The sequence below is a fragment of the Halomonas sp. NYA30 genome, assembly GCF_976980765.1.
The window spans coordinates 627,145-649,647 of sequence record NZ_OZ334477.1; the positions used below are offsets into that span (position 1 = coordinate 627,145).

General features: G+C 53.5%; 17 protein-coding genes. 10 read left to right on the forward strand and 7 right to left on the reverse strand.

Annotation, left to right across the window (positions count from 1 at the left end; all coding sequences use genetic code 11):
- Positions 1 to 77: 77 nt before the first annotated feature.
- Positions 78 to 1,094 carry an IS30 family transposase gene (locus ACWI0H_RS02905; RefSeq protein ID WP_101145547.1) on the reverse strand — a complete coding sequence of 339 codons (1,017 nt, stop codon included), beginning with the start codon at positions 1,092 to 1,094 and terminating at the stop codon, positions 78 to 80.
- 44 nt (positions 1,095 to 1,138) lie between these two features.
- Here ACWI0H_RS02905 and ACWI0H_RS02910 point away from each other — a divergent pair, with 44 nt between their 5' ends.
- Positions 1,139 to 2,593, forward strand: a complete 1,455-nt coding sequence (locus tag ACWI0H_RS02910; RefSeq protein WP_485876149.1) for a sensor domain-containing diguanylate cyclase — start codon at positions 1,139 to 1,141, stop codon at positions 2,591 to 2,593.
- A 112-nt stretch (positions 2,594 to 2,705) separates the two neighbouring features.
- On the opposite strand, the gene zigA is transcribed toward ACWI0H_RS02910, so the two are convergent.
- The 5 genes from zigA to ACWI0H_RS02935 form a co-directional block, all read right to left on the reverse strand.
- Positions 2,706 to 3,932, reverse strand: coding sequence for a zinc metallochaperone GTPase ZigA (zigA, locus tag ACWI0H_RS02915; protein WP_485874749.1), 1,227 nt, complete (start codon positions 3,930 to 3,932; stop codon positions 2,706 to 2,708).
- An 89-nt stretch (positions 3,933 to 4,021) separates the two neighbouring features.
- Entirely contained in the window at positions 4,022 to 4,297 is a 276-nt protein-coding gene (locus tag ACWI0H_RS02920) for a TIGR03643 family protein (protein WP_008959808.1), read from the reverse strand.
- A 3-nt stretch (positions 4,298 to 4,300) separates the two neighbouring features.
- A complete protein-coding gene (locus tag ACWI0H_RS02925; RefSeq protein ID WP_485874750.1) occupies positions 4,301 to 5,689 on the reverse strand; it encodes a PepSY-associated TM helix domain-containing protein in 1,389 nt (462 codons plus the stop codon).
- A 97-nt stretch (positions 5,690 to 5,786) separates the two neighbouring features.
- Entirely contained in the window at positions 5,787 to 6,419 is a 633-nt protein-coding gene (locus ACWI0H_RS02930; protein ID WP_035564837.1) for a class I SAM-dependent methyltransferase, read from the reverse strand.
- Positions 6,420 to 6,726: 307 nt separating this feature from the next.
- Positions 6,727 to 7,074, reverse strand: a complete 348-nt coding sequence (locus ACWI0H_RS02935) for a helix-turn-helix domain-containing protein (protein WP_336273528.1) — start codon at positions 7,072 to 7,074, stop codon at positions 6,727 to 6,729.
- A 493-nt stretch (positions 7,075 to 7,567) separates the two neighbouring features.
- Between ACWI0H_RS02935 and ACWI0H_RS02940 the strand changes: the two genes are divergently transcribed.
- The 3 genes from ACWI0H_RS02940 to mdoH all read left to right on the forward strand — a co-directional run bounded on the left by ACWI0H_RS02940 (position 7,568) and on the right by mdoH (position 14,369).
- Positions 7,568 to 9,913 carry a bifunctional diguanylate cyclase/phosphodiesterase gene (locus ACWI0H_RS02940; RefSeq protein ID WP_485874751.1) on the forward strand — a complete coding sequence of 782 codons (2,346 nt, stop codon included), beginning with the start codon at positions 7,568 to 7,570 and terminating at the stop codon, positions 9,911 to 9,913.
- A 357-nt stretch (positions 9,914 to 10,270) separates the two neighbouring features.
- Entirely contained in the window at positions 10,271 to 11,857 is a 1,587-nt protein-coding gene (locus tag ACWI0H_RS02945; protein ID WP_485874752.1) for a glucan biosynthesis protein G, read from the forward strand.
- A complete protein-coding gene (mdoH, locus tag ACWI0H_RS02950) occupies positions 11,850 to 14,369 on the forward strand; it encodes a glucans biosynthesis glucosyltransferase MdoH (RefSeq protein WP_485874753.1) in 2,520 nt (839 codons plus the stop codon). The genes ACWI0H_RS02945 and mdoH overlap by 8 nt, the downstream gene beginning before the upstream one ends.
- Here the strand turns inward: mdoH and ACWI0H_RS02955 are convergent.
- A complete protein-coding gene (locus ACWI0H_RS02955; RefSeq protein ID WP_336268932.1) occupies positions 14,352 to 15,314 on the reverse strand; it encodes a helix-turn-helix domain-containing protein in 963 nt (320 codons plus the stop codon). The two genes, mdoH and ACWI0H_RS02955, sit on opposite strands and share 18 nt — an antisense overlap.
- Before the next feature lie 207 nt (positions 15,315 to 15,521).
- On the opposite strand from ACWI0H_RS02955, the gene ACWI0H_RS02960 reads away from it, so the two are divergent.
- From ACWI0H_RS02960 to ACWI0H_RS02985, 6 genes are all read left to right on the forward strand, one after another.
- Positions 15,522 to 16,937, forward strand: a complete 1,416-nt coding sequence (locus ACWI0H_RS02960) for an ethanolamine ammonia-lyase subunit EutB (RefSeq protein ID WP_336268933.1) — start codon at positions 15,522 to 15,524, stop codon at positions 16,935 to 16,937.
- Complete coding sequence (gene eutC / locus ACWI0H_RS02965; RefSeq protein ID WP_336268934.1) at positions 16,927 to 17,763, forward strand: ethanolamine ammonia-lyase subunit EutC; 837 nt, start codon at positions 16,927 to 16,929, stop codon at positions 17,761 to 17,763. Before ACWI0H_RS02960 ends, eutC begins: the two co-directional genes overlap by 11 nt.
- Positions 17,764 to 17,877: 114 nt before the next feature.
- Complete coding sequence (gene eat, locus ACWI0H_RS02970; RefSeq protein ID WP_336268935.1) at positions 17,878 to 19,317, forward strand: ethanolamine permease; 1,440 nt, start codon at positions 17,878 to 17,880, stop codon at positions 19,315 to 19,317.
- An 83-nt stretch (positions 19,318 to 19,400) separates the two neighbouring features.
- Positions 19,401 to 19,895 carry a CIA30 family protein gene (locus ACWI0H_RS02975; RefSeq protein WP_008959797.1) on the forward strand — a complete coding sequence of 165 codons (495 nt, stop codon included), beginning with the start codon at positions 19,401 to 19,403 and terminating at the stop codon, positions 19,893 to 19,895.
- A gap of 84 nt (positions 19,896 to 19,979) precedes the next feature.
- Positions 19,980 to 21,740, forward strand: a complete 1,761-nt coding sequence (aceK, locus tag ACWI0H_RS02980) for a bifunctional isocitrate dehydrogenase kinase/phosphatase (protein WP_485874754.1) — start codon at positions 19,980 to 19,982, stop codon at positions 21,738 to 21,740.
- Between the two features lie 43 nt (positions 21,741 to 21,783).
- On the forward strand, positions 21,784 to 22,497 hold the full coding sequence (locus ACWI0H_RS02985; protein WP_485874755.1) for an SIR2 family NAD-dependent protein deacylase: 714 nt from the start codon (positions 21,784 to 21,786) through the stop codon (positions 22,495 to 22,497).
- Positions 22,498 to 22,503: the final 6 nt, after the last annotated feature.

Genomic DNA, 22,503 nt, shown 5'->3' on the forward strand with positions numbered 1-22,503 from the left:
TTAACCTCTGCCTTGCCCGACTTTATACGCGAAGGGCTTAATAACTGGTTGGATGCAGACTCTGAGTGCAACACTCGTTAATGAACAGCGGGTGGATTGTCTTGATGCTTCGCTAACAGCTCACCCAGCACTTCAATCGGACACCTAAAGTCAAATCGCTTCCGAGGTCGCATATTCAGCTGTAGCGCAATAGCATCTAGCTCTTCTTGAGTGTGCCGAGAGAGATCGGTTCCTTTCGGTAAATACTGTCGTATCAGGCCGTTGATATTTTCATTGCTACCCCGTTGCCATGGGCTATGTGGATCACAAAAGTAGATAGCAACGCCCGTTGCCTGGGTGATGTCCGCATGTTTGGCCATTTCCCGCCCCTGGTCGTACGTCATGCTTTTACGCGCCGCTAGCGGCATCCGGTTGAGCGCTGCGCTAAACCCTTCCACCGCCGAGGTGGCCGTTGCATCGTTGAGTTTGGCTAGAATGACGTATCCACTGCTTAGTTCGACTAGCGTGCCAACCGCAGAGGCATTGTTCTTACCTTTGATTAAGTCGCCTTCCCAGTGTCCTGGCATGGCACGCCTTTCGATCTCTGGTGGTCGAAGGTGGATGCTCACCATATCGGGTATTTGCCCACGCCGATCAACCTGGCCACGACGAGGTTTACGCGTTGATTTACCTTGGCGAAGGCAGTGGATCAACTCTTTCTTAAGCTCACCCACAGGTAACGCGTAAATGGCGCTGTAAATCGTCTCGCGACAAACGTAAGCATCTTCAAATCGGGGCATGATCATGCGTCGGAGCTTGCCTGCGATTTGCTCTGGAGACAAGCGGTGGCGGAGCATATACATGACCAGCTCAAAGCGACCACTGCCCAGAAGCAGCTTGGGCTTAGGGCGGCAAGCAACACGCCTAGCACAACGATGGGTGTGTGCATGACGAGCATGGTAAGTACCGCGCTGAGTTTGATTGCGACGTACTTCGCGGCTGATGGTGGATGGAGATCGTTGCAGCATATTGGCTATTTGTCGGAGGCTCATCTCCTGCCAAAGGCTGACCTGAATGGTGGAACGCTCTTCGATACTGAGTTCTGTATAAGCCATAAATCCAACACCTTACTAAAATTTTAAGGTGTTGCACTCAGTTTCTGCGGCCAAGCTGCTTCACTCTACCGACACTACCGTCAGCCGCGATTAAAGTGCTCGACGTTGCTCGCTCGCCAAATGCGAGTGTGAAGGCCTATGCGGAGGCCATTCAAACGGACCCCATACTAACCATACGTTTATTGGCGCTGGCCAACAGCGCTTATTACGCTCGTAGTGCACCGACCATCCATACTTGCCAAGAGGCGGTGGCGCGTGTTGGCTTAGACACTACCTTAGCCACCACGCTAAGTTTTAACTTGTTCAAACATAAAGACCAAGCTGCTTATTTGCAGCAGGTATGGAGTCGCTCTTTAATCGCTGCTATTGCGGCGCGTTACATGGCAGAGCAATTGTGTCCTGGGGAAGCAGGGTTTGTGTTTACGGCAGCACTTCTGCAAGACATAGGGGTATTGGCGCTAAAAGCACTTTATCCTGACGATGTTGAAGCCATCTATGAGCCGCTACCAACGCACCACTCCGACCTTAGCCATTCAGAGCAACTGCTGTTTGGCTGCGATCACGCTACCGTAGGTGCTTGGCTAGCAGCAAAATGGGGTGTTCCCACTCATCTTGCCGAAGCGATTGGTACCAGTCATGCGGATTATGCTTCCGCCCCAATAGACTTATTCTGTGTGCGCCTTTCTGGGCATATCGCCGATGCTTGGCTTGCCCCTTCTCCTGCCCATTCGTTGGTCAGTGTAATGCGCAAGCTTAAAAGCCACACAAAAGCCCAGCAAATCGAACTTGCTGCACTGCTCTCCACTATTGAAAAGCAGCTTCCCTCATTAGCAGATGTCCTAGAAATTACGGCCCCAAAAAACCAGGATAGCGAAGAATTATTAGCGGAAGCACAGGATCTCTTGTTCCAACAAACATTGGCTTTGAATGCGCGCTTAGAACAGCAGCAGTCAGAGCTAGCAAACCTGCTTGAGCGTCAAAGCGAGTTAGAAGTCCGCAGCCGCATAGACCCGCTCACAGGGCTGGCTAATCGTGGATGGTTGGAAGAACAATTGGGCGAACATTTTGCCCAATGCCGGGAGGAGGGGCGAGCTCTTTCGGTGGCGTTTATTGATTTAGACCATTTTAAAACGATCAATGACCGATACGGGCACTTGGTGGGGGACGTGATACTAGAAAACTTTGGAAAGCTCATCAGGAGGCTTATAAAAGATAGCGACCTAGCCGGACGTTTCGGTGGGGAAGAATTCATGATCATAATGCCTGATGAAGACGCCGATTCCGCCCAACTGTTAGCGAAAAAAGTAGCACATCAACTGGCTGAACAGCCTATCGCCTATGTGGAAAGTCAGCCTATCCATGTCACCGTTTCTATCGGTATTGCTTGCCTCAGCGACGGTGGTTTTGCCAATAGCCGAGAGCTTATGAATGCAGCCGACCAAACCATGTATTTTGTTAAACACAGTGGTCGCTGTGGCATTGCGATATATGGCCACTAACTAAAGGCGAATATTAACGTTATTGGAAGTATAAAGGCATAGTGAGCTTCATGATTTACCACTTTAGAGAGAGGCCGCGGCCTCTCTCTTTTGTTTTTCATCACTCCAGTGGCTACTCCCAGGAAGGGAACGGGTCAGATAATCTCTCCCACGCTTCCGTACCTTCCAGCAGTTCTACCTCGCTTAACAGGCAGTCGTCCAGCGCTTCGCGCATCTGGGCTTGATCCAGGTTCTGGCCGATAAAGACTAGCTCCTGGCGCATATCGCCAAACGGCTCCTGCCATTTTTCCATAATAAATTGGCGCGTTTCTGGATCGGTTGGCCAACGCTCTTCGGGAATGGCTTTCCAGAATACGCCAGCGGGGCCGTGGTGGGCGATGCCACCTGCCTGGCTCCACTGACCAGCGGCCTGGGGGCGAGTAGCCAGCCAGAAGAAACCTTTGGAACGTAACAGGCCTTTGCCGAACCACTCCTGGTTGAGTAAATCGTGGAATTTCTGCGGATGGAAGGGCCGACGGGCGTGGTAAGCGAAGCTGCCAATGCCGTACTCTTCGGTCTCAGGCACATGCTCGCCGCGCATCTCCTTTAGCCAGCCCGGTGCTAACTGGGCACGCTCGAAATTGAACTTGCCGGTATCCAGCACTTTATCCAGCGGCACGCCGCCTTGGGTGATCGGCACCAGCTCCGCATCGGGGTTCAGCGACCGCAAAATTGCTTTTAGTGAATCCAGCTCTTTTTCGTTAATCAAATCGGTTTTGCTGATGAGCAGCACATCGCAGAATTCGATTTGATCAACCAGCAGGTCGGCGACGTTACGCTCATCCTCTTCACCCAAGCTTTCACCGGCTTCTGCTAGGCTTTGCGCTTCGCGGTACTGCTCAAGAAAGTTGGCCCCATCGACAACGGTCACCAGGGTATCTAACCGGGCAACGTGGGAAAGGCTCTGGCCGCTTTCATCTTCAAAAGTGAAGGTTTCCGCCACGGGCAACGGCTCGGAAATCCCAGTGGATTCAATCACCAGATAATCGAATTTTCCTTCTCTGGCCAGCTGGCTGACTTCTTCCAGCAGGTCTTCGCGCAGGGTGCAGCAGATGCAGCCGTTACTCATCTCTATCAAGCGCTCTTCAGAGCGGTTCAGAGCAACATCTCTATCCAGCGTCGATTCGCCAGGGCCACCGCGCACCAGTGCACCATCAATGTTGATCTCACTCATGTCGTTAACGATCACTGCCACCCGACGACCTTCACGATTGGCCAAAATATGGTTGAGTACGGTGGTTTTACCAGCACCTAAAAAACCCGAAAGCACGGTGACGGGTAGGGGAGAAAACGCAGTCATTGCTAGCACGCCTCTAAACACATTTATGTTATGTGATAATATAACAATAAAGAGGCGTTTAGATAAAGGCTTGTTTTGGTAACTAAGTATCAGCGCTTATATTGCGTGGGACAGTAGCCGCGTAGAACATCCGGTGAACGCAACGCGGTATGCTTTGTCGCGCGGCCGGTGACGCGTTTACGCCATAGGCGAAACGAAGCGGGTTTGAGCTGGTGACGCATTACCTCTATGACATCCGGTTCGGCTAAACCAAACAGCGTTTCAATCGCTTCAAATGGCGTTCGGTCTTCCCAGGCCATCTCGATAACGCGTGACTGCTCGTCATCGGGTAAGCGACGAAAGCGTTTAACGGGTGCTTTTGGCATCGATCACCTCGATGTATTTGAAGGGTGGGCATTTAGGTGGCGGGCAGTGTAACGCTTTTTCACATACCAGCGTAACGCATCGATCACGATGAACAGCGCAAGGCTGACGCCTAAAACGGGTAGTGCCAGACCTAGCGCGATAGCAACTAACAGCACGCTGAGCTTGGCTTGGATCGGGAGCAGTAACCATGGCTCTGAAACCGTGGGAAAACGCTGACCACTCGCTGTGCGCAGACGCCGCCATGCCATGGCGTACCCCCATCCCATTAGCGTCACAAGCCCGGCAGCGATCACTGCCAGCACTACTTGATTAACCAAGCCAAATAGAACCCCCATATGCAGGTCAATCCCCCAGCGAGTGAGCTTGGCGGCCAAAGGGAAGGTGGCAAAGTCGGTTTGATCGGTCACCGCCATGCTGTGCGGATGCAGCGCGACCTGGTCTACCTGGGTGGGCCAGCGCCGATCAACTTCTGCTACCCGCCAAGCCTGGTTTTCACTGGCCGGAGGGGATAGCTGGAGGCGGCTAGCCGTTAAACCTGCTGCTTGTGCTGCACTCAACGCGCGATCAAAATCTTCTAAAGTGATGGTCGAGGAAACCATTGCCATATGACGGTGATGCTCGGCATGTTCGTCGGGGGTTTGGTCGTCAGTGTCGATTAGCGCCGTTGAGGCGCTAGGTGTGTTCCAACCCCAGACATTGCGCAGCTCGGCAATATTGCCCCCCGCCCATTGCGACCAAGTAAGCCCCGTCGCCGAGAAGAACAGCAGTCCGATGGCAAGTACCAATCCTAGCGTGGCGTGACGTCGCCGGGTTGTATGGGCTGCAGAAAGCGTTTTCAGCGTATGGCGTTGCCGCATCCACAATATGACGCCACCCAGAGCAGAAAGCCAAAGCCAAGACGCGGCTAATTCGCTGTAAAGGCGCCCTACATCGCCCATCAGCAGTTGGCGGTGAAAGTGATCAATCGCTGTGCGTAGCGGCAAGATACCGCTGGTACCGTAGACCGTTGTGTCGCCGGTTACTTTCAGGGTAATGGGATCGATAAACAGCGCCCGATGTTCAGAAGGCCCCAGTCCTGACTCGCTAAACATCAGCCGGGTGGTGTCGCCTAAAGCCGGTGCAGGGCGCACCGCGCTGGGCAAGGTTGGGGCGCCCAGGTGCCGCTGGGCAGCAGCGATCTGTTCAGCAAGTGACTGAGGCTCACCCTGCGTAACGCCATACAGGGTGTCATGATAGAGCCACTCTTCAAGTGGTGGGCTGAGTAAGTAAGCGATACCAGACAGCGCCGCGATAAGAATAAAAGGGCCGACGAAGAGGCCAATATACAGGTGTAAGCGGCTAAGCAGGGCAAAAAGCAGCTTACTGGTGAGGTGAGAGGGGTGGGCTGTCATTGGCTTGAATCAGAGTGGTATCGGTAAATTAGCCAGACAGCTTAGATAGTTTAATTAGCAACCGCTAGCCTGTGCATAGCGGTAAATAGTCACATGTTTAGCGGCTAGAAGGAGCGGGCTTGACGGCCAGGACCGCACGGAACAGACCATTCATTAGTACCGGTTCGTCGTGGCGAATCTGAAACCCAGCTTCGCTGAGCAGTGGCTGTGCTTGGCGCGTAATATCGGTGGCAAGCGCTGAGGTTAGATGGTTCAACAGACGTCGGCCTGCCCCAGCAGGCTGTTCATCTGGCTGGAACTTATCCATCACACACAGCTGGCCGCCGGGTTTAAGCACACGGTGCGCCTCTGCAAGCCCTCGCTGTGGGTTGGGCATGACCGCAATAATAAGATGCATGATAACGGCGTCAAAGTGCTCGTCGGGGTAATTGAGCGCCTCGGCATCCATCACCCGGCACTCCACATCGCGGCGTAGCGTTTCAGCCCGTTTAGCCGTGCGTTTAACCATGGCTGGGGCTAAGTCGGTGGCGTGTAATTCGATATCCTGCGGCAGAAAAGGCAGGTCTAGCCCTGTACCGGCGCCGACCAATAACACCCGCATACCTGGCTCCCAATCCACCTGGTCTAGCGCAATACGCCTTGGCCTGCGGAAAGCACGAGCAGCAACCACATCATAAAAAGGGGCGTAAGCGGTATAGCGCAGGCGGTTCCAAGCAGTCGTGTTGAACATAACGCCTCTTTGCAGCGCAACGCTGCGATGGCTGAATAGCAAAACCTGACTATTTACATCAGGCTTTTCTATAGCATAAAAATGGTTGTGCAACCAATAGGACGCATCAGTGTTTTAAAATTGTTTTATGAAAGAATCCTGGAATAGAAGTGTAATACATTAAACACCAATAATGTGCATTCAATTTGTTTAATTTGTTGTTGAGATAATGGGAAAAGTCATAATTACCTTTATAGGTTTGTATAGCGATTGCCACGATATAATTGATATTAAGATGACAAGAATATACGCTTGCCATCTTATACAGTTACCCTTGCTGTAGGCGCGCAGTTAAATTCTCCACTATATCCATCACAAGTTGTCGGTCATTTTGGTTTAAAGGTGCTAGAAGCTGCTTCATCCTGCTTGACTGGTCATCAATATGAAAGCTTGCTTGACCGAGTAATTCTGCAGCTTCGCAATTAAAAACCTCCGCAAGTTCTATTAGACGCACAATATTGGGTATCACCCGCCCGCGCTCAATGCGAGAAACGGCTTCATTGCCAACGCCTAAGCGCTCAGCGACTTCTTCTTGAGTCATTTGACTGCGAACCCTCTGTTTGGCAATGGCTCTGCCAATACTGCCTGCGAGCCGATCCTGTTCTGTTTTATTCACAACGTCCTCCATTAGACCTAAATGGTTGAGGAACGACCTATTGACATGAAGGGCTGTTTGGGTTGAATATCAACTTCTAAGGTTGGTTTGGATGATAAAGGTAACTTTTTGTTTCATATGGTTTCTGCTTGAGGTGTTAGTGTTGGTAGAAATAAGTTTAATTGGGCGTTTGAAAAAGAAAAAAGCCTAAATGCACAGGGTTAAGCCTGGAAGTTTGAAGCGGATAGGTTTATGCCGCAAAGAAACAAAAATTTTATGACAACGTTTAATCATAAAGTATGAGTTAATTTTGGCAGTGCTGAGCTTCTAGCTGGAAGGTTTTAAAAGTGAATAGATGTCAGAGATCTGATTTTTTCATTAACGCTTTTGAAGACTAAGTAGATGCTGGAATATTTTATAAGGCGTGTATGAGTGAGGTTTTCAAAAATGCTGTTCAGAAAGAGCTGGCAAGTAGCTTGATTTTGGCACGACTAATCCGAAGGCGTTTAATAACATGTCCCCTACCTCGGCACCAGAAATTTTTCGACAGTTAGCGGATAAGCTGTCTTACGTCAGCGAAGAGGGTTTTTTTCACCACCTTGTGAGGTTCTTAGCGGATATTCTCAAGGTGGACCATGCCGTTGTAGAGCATATCGATAGCCATCATGAAATGGCGACCACGCTGGCCATGTGGTCACAGGAAGCGTTCAGCGAGGGGGCTACTTATGCTTTGAAAGCCACGCCATGTCAACAAGTAGCTGACCTCTCAACATATTTTATTTCCTCTCGGGTTTGCCAGCACTTCCCGAATGATAAGCGGCTAAATTTACTCAACGTTGAAGGATATTGGGGCATCGCTATCACAGCGCCTGATGGCAGATTGTTAGGCGTTATTGCGCTGATGCACTCCTCTCCTTTGGTACTACCTATATATGCCGATGACGTATTACGTATTGCTTCTGCGCTGGCAGGGGCTGAGCTGGCACGTCAGTTAGCGGAAAGCCATACCCAAGAGCGGCTACTGTATAAGAAGCGGGCATTGCAGCGTATTGGTCGGCACAATGAAACTCTGGTTCATACCATTAATGAACAGCAACGCTTTCAGCAAGCTGTTGTTAGCGTTGCAACAGCGGTCTCAGCAACAAGTGGCGATGCATTTCTGCATCAACTGACCGCCCATATGGCGGAGGCGCTGTCTGCCGACGTGGGTTTTATCGCGTTATTAGATGAGCACGATTCTGATATCGCGCATACCTTAACGCTATATGTAAATGGTCAGCTTCAGGATAATTTCGCCTATTATTTGCCTGGGGTTCCCTGCCATAAGGTGATGGTTGAGCAGGAGTGTATCGTTCATGAAGGAGCCGCCATCATGTTGCCTAAAGAGAGCAACGGGGCACTGAGCTGGGTGAACGGCTATGTAGGGCGTCGGCTTGATAACAGTCATGGTCAGCCGATGGGCCTTATTGGCGTCATGTTTAAAAAGCCGCTAGACGATGTGGATATCGTGCGTAATGTGTTGCAGATATTTGCGGCGCGGGCAGCGTCAGAGCTTGAGCGTCAGCGAGACGAAGTACGAATACGCCAATTAGCCTTTTGTGATCCTGGCACTCAATTGCCTAATCGGGCCGCTTTTATGCGCCACTTAGAGCGAGTCTTCGCCGATACGCAGATCCCTGAACTGGCGCTATTGCTGCTGGATCTGAATCATTTTAAAGAGATCAACGATACCGCAGGGCACGATTTGGGCGATTTAGTCCTTAAGGCCGTTGCTAGCAACTTTGCTGCGTCGTTAACGAAGGATGAGTTTTTGGCCCGATTAGGGGGTGATGAGTTTGTCGTCGTTTGCCCTGGAGTAGGAGCGATTGGTGCGTTAGCTGCCGCTCAGCGGCTGTGCGATAGCATTGCATACCCAATGCTGGTTGAGGAGCACTCCTTTGTACTCTCAATGGGCATCGGTATTTCGCTTTATCCCCAGCATGCGGCAACGCCCTTGGAGCTTTTGAAGCATGCTGACATCGCCATGTATCAGGCTAAACGGCAAAAACTTTCCACCTGTGTATTTGAACCCTGGATGGGGCGCGTCGTCGCTGAGCAGTTGAATATCGCCAAGCGCTTAGCGTCCGCTATTGCAGAAAAACAGTTAAGCTTGCACTTTCAGCCCCAGGTGGATTTAAACAGTGGCCAGTTGATTGGTGCCGAAGCGCTGTGCCGGTGGCACGATGAAGAGCTTGGCGACGTATCGCCGGGTAAATTCATTCCCATTGCCGAAGAGCGTGGGATGATTGTAGCGCTTGGTTATTGGGTGATTGAAGAAGCTTGCCGACAGCTGGCTGAGTGGCGGGCGCAGGGCTATTCCATGCCGGGGCAGCTAGCGATCAATATTGCCGCCCAGCAGTTCGAGGAAGAAAACTTGGTCGCCAACCTGCTCGATAGCTGTGCTAGTTTCAGCATCGAGCCCTCGCAACTTAGCTTGGAAATTACCGAAAGCGGCATCATGGAAAATCCTGAAAAAGCGATCGCCATGACCGAAGTATTAAAGGGAAAGGGGTTGGGGCTATCTATCGATGATTTTGGCACCGGCTACTCATCGCTTGCCTACCTGAAGCGCTTTGCCGCCGATAAAATAAAAATCGATATCTCCTTCGTCCGCGATATGCTCACTAGTGACAATGACCGTGTCATCGTGGCGACGATTATTGCCATGGCAAACACGCTAGGGCTTGAAACCATTGCCGAAGGTATTGAAAGCCAAGATCAAATCGCCGCCTTGCTTTCACTTGGCTGCAGCCAAGGGCAAGGTTACTACTTTGACCGGCCACTGGCCGCTGAGCAGTTTGTGCAGCGCTGGCTCTGCTAATCTAACAGGAAGAGATTGGTTAAGTATTTGCGAAGGGTTTTCGCAAAACTACGGCTTGTAACCGACCACCCGCTTAATGTAGCGCCTCTCCACGCGGTTCAACATATTGAGTAAGTTCTAATTTTTTGCCTCAGTCCTTTCAAAAAGCTCGGTCAGTCAGGGTGCCAAGTAGTCTAGACTCATGCTATACCTAAAATGTAATCTAATCTTTACATGCGTGCATGGTGTGTATTTTGGCGATAGCGAGCAATAGCAGAAGGACGCAATTAGCTGATCGAATGGTCTCTAACGTATGTCGATTCGGCAAATAAGCGTATTTGAATTCAGTCAAAGGATTGTACAGGAGGATTACGCTAAATGAGTGGATCGACCCCGCTAAGCAAATTTTCACGCCGCAACGATTTTTTTTCGCTAGCCGCTCTAGGCGGGCTGCTGGTTGGAAGCTTCCCTCTTGAGGCTTTTGCGTTTGGTTTTGATGATGTCGCTAGAAAAGCAGAAGAGCTAGCCCAGCAGGGCTATCGTGCTCCAGAAACGTCGTTGCCCAATGAGCTGCGCGAGCTCAGCTTTGCGGAATATGCGCAAATACAGTACAAGCGAGATCGTGACGTGTGGAGCGGTAGAGGCGCACCTTTCACCCTGAGCTTTATCCATGAAGGGATGCATTACGACAGCGCTATCCAATTAAACAGCATTGATCAGGAAGGCGAGGTTCATGGCTTTGCGTACAACCCTGATGACTTCACTTACGGTGACTTAGGCATCTCCGACGAAGTGAAGAACAGCGATGGCGTTGGTATTGCCGGTGTCAGGATCAACCATGCGCTCAATGAAGGTGGTCGCAATGAGGAGATGATGGTCTTTCTGGGGGCAAGCTATTTCCGCGCTATTGGCGGAGGGCAGGTTTATGGGCTTTCAGGGCGCGGTTTGGCCGTTGATACAGGGCTACCTTCGGGCGAGGAGTTTCCTCACTTTACAGAAATGTGGATCATCGAACCTAGCCCAGAAAGCCAGTACTTGACGATTTTTGCCCTGCTTGATTCGCCTAGCGTTACTGGCGCCTACCGCTTCGTGCTGCGTCCTGGAGAAGACACCTTAGTCGACGTGCAATCGCGGCTATATTTGCGCCGGGCGGTCGAGAAATTGGGGATAGCACCGCTCACTAGCATGTACCTTTATGGCCCGGAGCAGCCCTCTTCGACACAACACTATATCCCGGCAATTCATGATTCTAATGGCCTATTAATCAATGATGCGCAGAATGGTTGGACATGGCGCCCGCTAGCCAATCCAGCCAGATTGATGATGAATCGTCAGGCAACGCCTCAGTTACGCGGTTATGGCCTGATGCAACGGGGTCACAATTTTAGCGATTATCAGGATATTGCCGCACGCTATGACCTGCGCCCAAGCGCTTGGGTTGAGCCACAAAATGAATGGGGGGCCGGTAGTGTTGAACTGATCCAGATTCCGACGGACAACGAGACCAACGACAACATCGTTTCGATGTGGCTGGCTGATGAAGCGCATGACCCTGAAACCCCGCTGGCGTTCGATTACCGTATTACGTTCACAACCGATGAAAGCCGTCACCTTGACCCTCAGCTTGCGTGGGTTGAAGAAACACGTCGCTCACGGGGAGAGGTGGTCCGCGATAACCTGGTGCGCGAGCCCGACGGTACGCTCGCTTTCGTCCTCGATTTTATCGGGCCCTCGCTTTCCGGTATCGGCAGCGATGCTAATATGACCGTTGAAGCAAGCGTTGGCGATAATGGCGAACTAGCCAATAGTCGCGTTGTTCATAACCCAGCGACCAACGGCTGGCGTGTATTTGTCAACGTGAAGCGCAGTAATGGCAGCCAGCCGTTGGATATCAGGGCCAAGCTAATGCTCGATGGCAAGCAAATGTCCGAAACGTGGTACTACAGGCTGCCCGCTAATGGCTGAAACAATATCTCCCTCCCAGGCAGCGCCAACGGATCTGTATTTAGAGCGATTGGCGTTGGAAACCCAGGATCGTAAGGAGCGCTACACGCTATTAGTCGGTGACCTTGATAAACACGATATGGCTTCGCTACATGCTGCGTTGGGTGGAGATAGCGAGGGTGAAGGTGATTGGCAGAATAAAAATAGTGATGATCCAGCGGCCTTATCAGTGGGCCGACGCCTGGCGCTTGCCTATGCAGAGCCGCCGCTAGCGCCACCAGACGTGCTAACGACAGATGCTTCCAACATTACGCGACTGCGAACGGCGCCACCGATGAAACGAACGCCATTGGCGCCCCAGAAGTGGTCGACCAATCCTTTCGTCAATATTGGGCGACGTTTCAAGCGCTGGGCTAACGGTGATTTTCGAAAGCGCAGAAGAGAGTCACCCTCCGCGTCCTGGAAGTGGGTCGCCAGAAGGCGTCGTTGGATTTTGCTGGTGTTGATTTTCGGTCAAAGTATCATCGCTGCCAATCAGATGCGTACCGTACTCCCCGGCCAGGGCCTGCAGTGGCTTGAGGTCACTATTCTGTCGCTGTTTGTGCTGCTGTTCGCCTGGGTGTCCGCGGGATTTTGGACCGCTTTGATGGGATTTTTTCAGCTATTACGAAGCCATGATCGCTACGCCATTGACAGCGAAGTGGGCGACGAGCCGATTGATGATGAAGCGCGCACAGCACTGCTGGTGCCGATCTGTAATGAGGATGTTGCCAGAGTGTTCGCCGGCGTGCGCGCCACCCTGGAGTCCCTGCGCAGTACAGGCAATGACCGGCATTTCGATATCTTCATCCTGAGCGATACGTCCGATCCCGATATTGCTATTCAAGAAACCTACGCTTGGCTGGGGTTGTGTCGTGACCTGAATGCTTTCGGCCAAGTTTACTATCGCCGTCGACAGCGCCGTGTCAAACGCAAGAGCGGTAATCTGGACGATTTTTGCCGCCGGTGGGGAGCGCTATATCGTTACATGGTGGTGCTGGATGCCGATAGTGTCATGAGCGGCAAATGCCTGACCCGGTTGGTGCAAATGATGGAGGTGCACTCGAGGGTTGGCATTATCCAAACAGCGCCACGCGCTTCGGGGCGCCTCAACCTGTACGCTCGCATGCAGCAGTTTGCGACGCGGGTTTACGGGCCGCTATTTACCGCTGGGCTCCATTTTTGGCAACTGGGCGAGTCGCACTACTGGGGCCATAACGCGATCATTCGTCTGGCCCCGTTCATGCAGCACTGCATACTGGCGCCGCTGCCCGGTAAGGGCTCCATGTCCGGTGAGATATTATCCCATGACTTTGTCGAAGCAGCGCTGATGCGGCGCGCGGGTTGGGGGGTATGGATTGCTTACAAGCTGGAAGGCAGCTATGAAGAAATGCCGCCTAACCTGCTTGATGAGCTCAATCGCGACAGGCGCTGGTGCCACGGGAATTTGATGAATTTCCGGCTGTTTTTCTCGCAAGGTATTCATCCCGTTCACCGTGCCGTCTTCCTGACCGGTTTAATGTCTTATCTGTCAGCGCCGCTATGGTGCCTTTTCTTGGTCCTTTCTACCGCACTTTTAGCCGTGCATAGCTTTAGCACGCCCGACTACTTTCCTGAGCCGGGAATGTTGTTTCCTGTTTGGCCGCAGTGGAATCCCACCTTGGCGGTGGGGTTATTCGGTGTGACCGCGTTACTGCTGTTTTTACCTAAGCTGCTCAGCGTACTGCTGGTGTGGATAAAGGGCAGTCGTCAATATGGTGGGCCGATCAAGGTGCTGGCGAGCATGGTTCTCGAGTCGCTATTTTCGATGCTATTAGCGCCGGTAAGAATGCTGTTTCACACTCGTTTTGTACTGACGTCAGTGATAGGGTGGGCGGTTCAGTGGCGCTCACCGTCCCGGGAAAATAGCGACACGACGTGGGGTGATGCCATTCGTGCTCATTGGACACAGACTCTCATAGGGGCTGTGTGGGCAGTGGGTGTTTACGTGATGGAGCCCACTTTTCTTTGGTGGCTCTCACCCATTGTCGTTGCTTTGATGCTATCCATCCCGGTGTCGGCATTATCGAGCCGTGTTTCATTAGGGCAGCTCAGCTTTCAAAAGCGGCTGTTCCGGATTCCTGAAGAAACGCAGCCACCAAGGGTGCTGCGACGCATGGTGAGCTTGCTTGCCCAGATGAACACCGGGATGTCGGCTCCCTCTTTTGTCCGAGTGGTGGTAGAGCCCGTGCCTAATGCGTTAGCGACAGCTTTAGGCACATCACGGCACACCGATGTCGAGCCCATACGCCAGCGCCGAGCCGAGCGGGTTTCTCGCGCCGTATTGATGGGGCCAGCGGGGATGAGTCGATTGGAGCGGCTGGATTTTCTAGATGATCCAGTGATGATGTCTCAATTGCACTATCACCTATGGGTCGATAGTAAGGCGCATCACAGTTGGTTTGAACTGGGTCTGCCAGGGCGTGAATCCACACATCTACCGACCTTTAGCTAAGCTTACTTTTGCATTAAGCGTGTGTGACGGACACTCACCAAACTGCTGCTTATAGTCGTGGGCGAATTGGCCCAGATGCCAGAAGCCCCAGTAAGTGGCTATTTCCGTTACTGACTGCTCGGGCGATGCGGCTCGCAGCGCCCGACGGACACGATTGAGCCGCGTTAAACGTAAATACTGCAGCGGGCTAATGCCCAAAATGGCCGTAAAGCTGTACTGCAGCGTGCGCCGGCTAACATGGGTCAGCTGGCAAAGCTCATCCATGGTCACCGGGCCATCCATGTGCTCGTCCACATAGCGCTTTACCCGGTCAACCACTTCTTTACGATGCGCGTAGCTGGGCGGCAGCTCTGCACTAGGCTGTTCGGCTTGCAGGAGTTCCAGTAGCGCCATCAGCAGAATGTCTTGATGGATATGGCTAGCAATAGCCAGCGTTTGGCTAGTCAGCAGGCGCTCGATAAGAAACGCGACGGCATTGAGCGTTTCGCTTGCTGCTTGTCGACGGGGCATGACGTCCCAGCCTTTATCCAAGCTCATCCCCTGGCGCTTAGCGGCCTCTGCTAACGCTGGTAATTGAATCACCAGCCCATAGATATCGAATTCTTCCGGCGTCACCAATTCAAAATCCCGCCCACCGGGGCGGCACATTACGTCGCCCTCGCTAAGCGCTTGGCCATTGATCCGCGTGCCATTTCGCGTTGTGGGAATGCCGATCCATAGCGAGTTTGGCCATACCCGACACTGCTGGCGTAGCGCTTGCCCAGTGTGCTCCTTAAACACCTGCATCGTTTCTAATGCCACTTCATCCAGGCGACCATAGAAGCTGCCAGGGCTGAGCTGGTCGTACTCCTGCTGCCAGCGCGTCAGGTTTTGCGCGTGCTCATCGGCATCGAACGCTTCCTGAACGCATCTTTTTGGTGCAAATGCGCTTTCGAGCGTGGTCATAGGGCTCTCCTCGAGCGTTATATGGGCTCAATAGTGCTGGGTTAACGCCTTAACTTGCTGTATTTAATTGAATTTATTAAATATTTAAGGGTTTGCCAAAACTCGATACTCCCTCTCTAGTGATAGCGCTATGGTGGAAACAAGCAAGTTTTATACCTCAACGCGCAGTCAGCGCGATAAAAAGCAGTCGTTAAAAAGGAAAGCTCCATGGCGCAGACCTATCACACCACGGTGGGGAGTCGCAGCTACCGCTTCGCAAGCCTAGCCGAGCTGATGGCCAAAGCCACACCGCCTCGTTCTGGCGACCGATTGGCTGGCGTAATGGCGGAGAGTGCCGAAGAGCGGGTGGTCGCTCAAATGGTACTCGCCGAACTCCCGCTGACCACCTTTTTGAATGAGGCCCTGATTCCTTACGAAGAGGATGAGATCACCCGGCTGATTATGGATGATCATGACGCCGACGCCTTCGCTCCCATTCGTCATCTCACCGTGGGCGATTTTCGTAACTGGCTACTCTCCGATCACGCGACTAGCGATGTATTAACGGAAGTGAAAGCGGGGATTACCCCGGAAATGGCCGCTGCCGTCAGCAAGCTGATGCGCAATCAGGACTTAATTCTGGTGGCCAAAAAGTGCCGGGTCACCACCGCCTTTCGCAACACGATTGGACTGCCGGGGCGGCTCTCTACACGACTGCAGCCCAACCATCCCACTGATGATGTGACCGGTATTGCCGCCAGTATCCTGGATGGTCTGCTCTATGGCAGTGGCGATGCGGTCATTGGCATCAATCCCGCGACTGATAACGTCGCCCAGAGCGTCAAGCTGATGCGCTTGATGGACGAAGTGATTCAGAAGTATCAAATCCCCACCCAGTCCTGCGTGTTGACCCACGTAACGAACACCTTGGAGGCGATCGAGCAAGGCGCCCCGGTCGATTTGGTCTTCCAATCGATTGGCGGCACCGAGGCCACTAACCGCAGCTTTGGCTTTAACTTGAGCACTCTCGCCGAAGCCGAAGCAGCCGCGCAGACGCTCAATCGCGGCACGGTGGGGCGCAATGTGATGTATTTCGAAACCGGCCAGGGCAGCTCGCTCTCCGCCGATGCTCACCACGGGCTCGACCAGCAAACCTGTGAAGCCCGCGCCTATGCGGTGGCGCGCAAGTTCAACCCCTTGCTGGTGAACACCGTGGTGGGTTTTATCGGCCCGGAGTATCTCTTTGACGGCAAAGAGATCACCCGTGCAGGGCTTGAGGATCACTTCTGCGGCAAGTTGTTGGGCGTGCCCATGGGCTGCGATGTCTGCTACACCAATCACGCCGAAGCCGATCAAAACGATATGGATAACCTGCTCACGCTGCTCGGCGTGGCGGGCTGCAACTTCATTATGGGGATTCCTGGCTCCGACGACATCATGCTCAATTACCAGACCACCTCTTTTCACGACGCGCTCTATGCACGTCGGGTGCTGGGGCTAAAAGCCGCGCCGGAATTTGAGCGCTGGCTCGAAGAGATGCAGATTTTCCAGGATGTCAGCACCCACCGGCTCAATGACCAGCTTCCGGCCGCCTTTGCCAATAGCCTGCGCCATCTGCCCAAGGAGACGCGCCATGGCACATGATCCGTCATCTCCCATCGTGGTGGAGAACTCCTGGGAGAGGTTGAATGCCTTTACCGACGCGCGTATTGGCCTGGGGCGCGCTGGGGTTAGCCTGCCGACCAGCAAGCTGCTGGCGTTTCAGTTGGCTCACGCCCAAGCACAGGATGCGGTGCACTGTCCGCTGGATGTGGAAACGCTCTCCACTGAGCTGACCCAAGCCCTCAATTTGTCTGAACCACCGCTTCGCCTGCACAGCCATGCTCAGGATCGTGCCATGTACCTGCAGCGGCCCGACTATGGCCGACGACTTAACGACGAGAGCCGTGAGCACCTGCAGCAAGCCGCCGCGTCCCAGCAGCGCTATGACCTTGCGATTGTCGTGATCGATGGGCTTTCCGCGCTGGCCGTGCAGCAAAACAGCGCGCCGTTTCTTAGCACGCTTTATCAGATGTTGAGCAGCGACACCGCTGATTGGCAGCTAGCGCCGTTAACGATTGTTGAGCAGGGGCGGGTGGCCATTGGCGATGAGATTGGTGGGCTGCTCAACGCGGACGCAGTGCTGGTGATGATCGGTGAACGGCCGGGGCTGAGCTCACCGGATAGCCTGGGATTGTATATGACCTGGGCGCCGGAACCGGGGCTCAAGGATGATCGGCGAAACTGCATTTCCAACGTGCGCCCGGCGGGTTTGCAAATAGAGGAGGCCGCCCGGCGTTTCTTTCTGCTGTTAAAAGAGGCCCGTCAGCTCAAGTTGTCTGGCGTTAAGTTGAAAGACCGCAGCGAAGACGATGTGTTGGAAGGTGAATCAGCATCAGGCTCGACACGTAACTTCCTGGTGGCGGATTAACGTCACCCAAAAGCGATATCCCATAACAACGATCACATAACAAAACGGAACAACGTTGGTAAACAACAGCACGCCGCTGACGACGATTTCGTTCCACACTGAAAGGGCAAAACGATGACACAACCATCGATTGATCAGGCGTATCTGGCAAAACGCCAACTGCGCAAAGGCACCGCTGGCTGGATACTGCTGGCGGGGCTTGGGGTTTCTTACGTCATTTCCGGTGACTTCGCCGGGTGGAACTTTGGTATCGCCGAAGCGGGCTGGGGTGGCTTTGCGATAGCGGCCTGTTTGATGGCGCTGATGTATCTGGCCCTGGTGCTGTCCCTCGCGGAAATGTCCGCGGCGATTCCTGCAGCGGGCGGTGGCTATAGCTTTGCCCGCCAGGCAATGGGGCCTGCCGGTGGTTATTTAACGGGGCTTGCAGTATTGATCGAGTACGCCTTGGCCCCAGCGGCGATTGTGATCTTTATCGGTGCCGCGGTAGAGGCGTTAATCGGCATTAACGGCCCGCTGGTTTACCTGATTTTCTACGCCGTGTTTATTGGTATCCACTTGGCAGGCGTGGGGGAAGCGCTCAAGGTCATGATGGTGATTAGCGGCCTGGCGGTATTCGCTATTCTGGCAACTGCTGTCGCGCTAATTGGCAGCTTCGACGCTGCCAACCTGTTTGATATTGCCCCCACCGATGCGGCGGGCGCCAGCACCTTTATGCCGTTTGGCTGGTACGGCGTTTGGGCGGCGCTACCCTTTGGTATGTGGTTGTTCCTGGCGGTGGAAGGCGTACCGCTAGCGGCAGAAGAAGCCAAAGACCCCGCCCGGGATATGCCCAAAGGCATTATCGCGGCGATGCTGTTTCTGCTCTTCACTGCGTTGTTAGTCGTGGTGCTACTGGCCGGTGCGGCGGGTGCCGAAATGATTGGCCAAAGCGGCGTACCGTTGGTGGATGCACTGAACGCGGCGGGCAACCCGACCCTGGCCACGTTGGTGAACGTGCTGGGCCTAGCGGGGCTTATCGCCTCCTTCTTCTCGATTATCTACGGCTACAGCCGGTTGGTCTTTGCGCTTTCTCGGGCGGGGTACCTCCCCAAGGCACTGTCGCTGACCAGTGGCCGTAAAGTGCCCTATCTGGCCCTAATCGTGCCCGGCGTGTTTGGTTTTCTGGTGTCGTTGAGCGGCGAAGGCGACCTGATGTTGGGAATGGCTGTAGTCGGTGCGACGATCTCTTATGCGCTCATGGCACTCAGCCATATTCTACTGCGGGTAAAGCAACCCGACCTGCCGCGCCCGTATAAAACCCCTGGCGGTGTCGTTACCTCAGGGATTGCACTGGTGCTTTCCCTGGTTGCGCTTACCGGGGTATACGCCTTCGACCCACGCGCCTTTAACTACACCATCGTGCTGTTCATTGTTGGCGCAGCCTACTTCTTCCTCTACAGCAAGAATCACCTCGTAGCGAAAACCGCTGAGGAGGAGTTTGCACTGGTAGTCGCGTCACCTGAGGAGCTGGATGATAGTGATTCAGACCCAGCGGTCTCGACAGCGAAGCTGTAATTTACAAGCCTAATCGCCTAGGCTGACCAAGCCTCTTTGCCTTGTGGCAAAGAGGCTTTTTTGGCTGATGAGAAGGAGTCGTCATGGCGTTAACATTTGATAGTCCTAATGAACAACAGCGCTGGTATGCCGTGGATGATGGCGTGATGGGAGGCGTTTCAAAAAGTGGTTTTTGCGTTAGCGATGGCGTAGGTCGCTTCCAGGGCGAGGTATCGCTGGAAAACGGCGGTGGTTTTGCCTCCGTTCGCCGCGAGCCCAACGGGTTCGAGCCAACGCTAGCGGATGCCCAGGGCATAGCGCTAACCGTGCGGGGGGATGGGCGCACCTACCAACTTCGCCTAAAAAGTACCTCCCTTGGCGATGCCTCAGCGTACCGAGTGAAATTTACGCCTGCTCAGGATAGCTGGGAAACGCTGCATTTCCCCTGGAGCGCCTTTGAAGCGGTGCGGCGAGGAACGCTATTGAGTTATGCCCCAGCCGTAACGCCCAGCGAGATTCACCAACTCGGCTTTTTAATTGCAGACCGCACCGCAGGGCCTTTTTGCCTTCAGATCAAACGTATCGAACCCATGCGCTAACTAGGCATTGGCTACCCACCAAGGTCGTCTCGCATGTAGCTTCCAGTTACGCGAAGCTGGTAAAAATGATCAGGAGCCCGGCCCGTGAAACACTCACCTGCGTACCGCTTAGCGACAACGATTTTGCATGGCTTCGATGAGTATCGTGCGCGCTTTAAAGAGATCACTGCCGATGCCAGTCGTCGTTTCCGCGACGCTGCCTGGCGTGACGCTCAGCAAGCCTCGGCGGAGCGAATTAATCTCTATCAGGAAAAGATCGACGTTACGCTTGGGCGCTTGAAGCGTACTTTCGATCCTGACGTGGTGTCCCACTGCGAGTGCTGGCGCGAGGCGCGCAACCACTACGCCGAACTGATCAGCCACCGGCTCGATTACGAACTAGCCGAGACCTTTTTTAACTCGCTATTCTGTGCGATTTTCCATCACCGCCATATCCGTAACGATTGGATGTTTGTGTATAGCTCTCGTGAGGATGCCGCCCACCGCTCGGGAATTGATCTCTGCCGTCGCAAACAGGTGAATGGCGACTGGCAGGCTGCCCTCAAATGGGCGCTTATCGATGCGCCTTTCGAAAACCGTTTTGCGGAAATAGACCAGGATACCCATCTCGGCGCCACTTTCTTACAGCAGCACTTACCCTCGGCGATTTTGAACACCGGCGATGCGGAAATCGAATTGCTAAATAGCGTTTTCTACCGCAATAAAGGGGCTTATCTGGTCGGGCGTATTCGTGGCGGTGGAGAGCAAGTACCGCTGGTGCTGCCGGTACTCCACGGCGAGGGATTTGGCGAGCAGAAGGGGGGCGACCCTTGCCTACACCTGGATACGGTGCTGATCGAAACCGATGAAGTGTCGATTATTTTCTCCTTTACCCGCGCTTATTTTCAGGTGGAGGTCGCGGTACCCAGGGAGTTTGTCGATTACCTGCAGCAGCTGATGCCGCACAAACCGGAAGGCGAGCTTTACGCTGCCATCGGGTTCTTCAAACATGGCAAAACCGAGTTTTTCCGAGCCCTGAATCGTCAGGTCGCCAAGCGCGAGGATCAATTTGTTATCGCCCCAGGCGTGCGCGGCATGGTAATGGCGGTGTTCGTGTTACCCAGTTTTCGCACCGTGTTTAAGATCATTAAAGATAAATTCGACCCGGCTAAAGACGTGACCCACGCCGTGGTGCGCGAAAAGTATCGGCTAGTAAAACGCCATGACCGGGTAGGGCGCATGGCCGATACTCAAGAGTTCTCCAATTTTATTGTCCGCCAGGATCATTTTGCGCCGGAGTGCCTGGCGCACTTACTGGAAGTGGCGCCCTCTACTGTTGTGTTGAAAGACGATAAGGTGATTATCAAACACTGCTACACCGAGCGCATGATGACGCCGCTGAATATCTATCTGGAGCAGTGCAGCGAGCAAGAGAAGGAGATGGTGCTTAAGGATTACGGCAATGCCATCAAGCAGATGGCTGCGGCGAATATCTTTCCCGGCGATATGCTGCTGAAAAACTTTGGCGTGACGCGCCATGGAAGGGTGATCTTCTACGACTACGATGAGGTCTGCTATCTCACTGAATGCCGTTTCAGACAACTTCCGAAATCCTATGGCAATGACTTCCAGGGGGGCGAGACGTTATCCATCGGCCCTAACGATATTTTCCCGGAGGAGTTTGGCCCTTTCATGTTTGCCAACCCTCAATTGCGCCGCCTGTTTATGGAGCAGCATCCAGAGTTATTCGACCCGGATTACTGGTTGGAGCTGCAGCAGGCGATCATCGATGGCCGGGTCATCGACGTATACCCCTATCGAAATAAGCAGCGTTTCGTGGGTACGATAGGCCAACTGGTATATTAGGCTTCTATTTTAGGCCCAATGAAACACAAGCGATGAGGTAAGCATGGCAGCAAGCCCGCATTTGGTGGTGTTTACCGGCTCTGGGATTAGTGCCGAGAGTGGCATCAAGACCTTCCGTGCCAGCGACGGGCTATGGGAGAACCATCCGGTTGAAGATGTCGCCACCCCTCAGGCGTGGCGGCGCAATCCGCAGCAAGTGCTGGATTTTTATAACCAGCGTCGTGAACAGATACGTCGTGCCAAGCCCAACGCGGCCCATAAGGCGCTGGCTGCCCTGGAGCAAGAGGGGTTTAACGTCAGCATTATTACCCAGAATATTGATGACCTTCATGAGCGTGCAGGCTCTCGCCATGTACTACATCTACACGGCGAGATTTTAAAAGCACGTTCATCAATCGATGAGCGCATGCGCTACCCGCTGCCGAAAGGGGGCATCGAACTGGGCAACGTGTGCGACAAGGGCAGCCAACTTCGACCCGACGTGGTCTGGTTTGGCGAGTCGGTGCCGCTGTTTGCGGAGGCCTGCGACCTTGTTAGCCAGGCTGACTTTCTGCTGGTCGTTGGCACGTCGCTGGCCGTCATGCCTGCCGCTTCGCTGCTCTCATACATTGACTACGACACACCTTGTGCACTGGTCGACCCGGAGGCGGATATGCTCAGTCCGCCGGGTGTGCTGGCAATTAACACTACTGCCGGAGAAGGCGTTCCAGCGCTGGTAAATCGCTGGAAGCAGCAGGGTAATTTTTTATTGTCATAGCCCTCG

Bases quoted from the DNA above. Each gene is read 5' to 3' on its own strand.
- ACWI0H_RS02955 (WP_336268932.1), bottom strand. From the start codon at position 15,314: ATGACCACGCTCGAAAGCGCATTTGCACCAAAAAGATGCGTTCAGGAA.
- ACWI0H_RS02905 (WP_101145547.1), bottom strand. From the start codon at position 1,094: ATGGCTTATACAGAACTCAGTATCGAAGAGCGTTCCACCATTCAGGTC.
- mdoH (WP_485874753.1), top strand. From the start codon at position 11,850: ATGGCTGAAACAATATCTCCCTCCCAGGCAGCGCCAACGGATCTGTAT.
- ACWI0H_RS02975 (WP_008959797.1), top strand. From the start codon at position 19,401: ATGGCGTTAACATTTGATAGTCCTAATGAACAACAGCGCTGGTATGCC.
- eutC (WP_336268934.1), top strand. From the start codon at position 16,927: ATGGCACATGATCCGTCATCTCCCATCGTGGTGGAGAACTCCTGGGAG.
- ACWI0H_RS02945 (WP_485874752.1), top strand. From the start codon at position 10,271: ATGAGTGGATCGACCCCGCTAAGCAAATTTTCACGCCGCAACGATTTT.
- eat (WP_336268935.1), top strand. From the start codon at position 17,878: ATGACACAACCATCGATTGATCAGGCGTATCTGGCAAAACGCCAACTG.
- ACWI0H_RS02930 (WP_035564837.1), bottom strand. From the start codon at position 6,419: ATGTTCAACACGACTGCTTGGAACCGCCTGCGCTATACCGCTTACGCC.
- zigA (WP_485874749.1), bottom strand. From the start codon at position 3,932: ATGACTGCGTTTTCTCCCCTACCCGTCACCGTGCTTTCGGGTTTTTTA.
- ACWI0H_RS02920 (WP_008959808.1), bottom strand. From the start codon at position 4,297: ATGCCAAAAGCACCCGTTAAACGCTTTCGTCGCTTACCCGATGACGAG.
- ACWI0H_RS02960 (WP_336268933.1), top strand. From the start codon at position 15,522: ATGGCGCAGACCTATCACACCACGGTGGGGAGTCGCAGCTACCGCTTC.
- ACWI0H_RS02940 (WP_485874751.1), top strand. From the start codon at position 7,568: ATGTCCCCTACCTCGGCACCAGAAATTTTTCGACAGTTAGCGGATAAG.
- ACWI0H_RS02925 (WP_485874750.1), bottom strand. From the start codon at position 5,689: ATGACAGCCCACCCCTCTCACCTCACCAGTAAGCTGCTTTTTGCCCTG.
- ACWI0H_RS02985 (WP_485874755.1), top strand. From the start codon at position 21,784: ATGGCAGCAAGCCCGCATTTGGTGGTGTTTACCGGCTCTGGGATTAGT.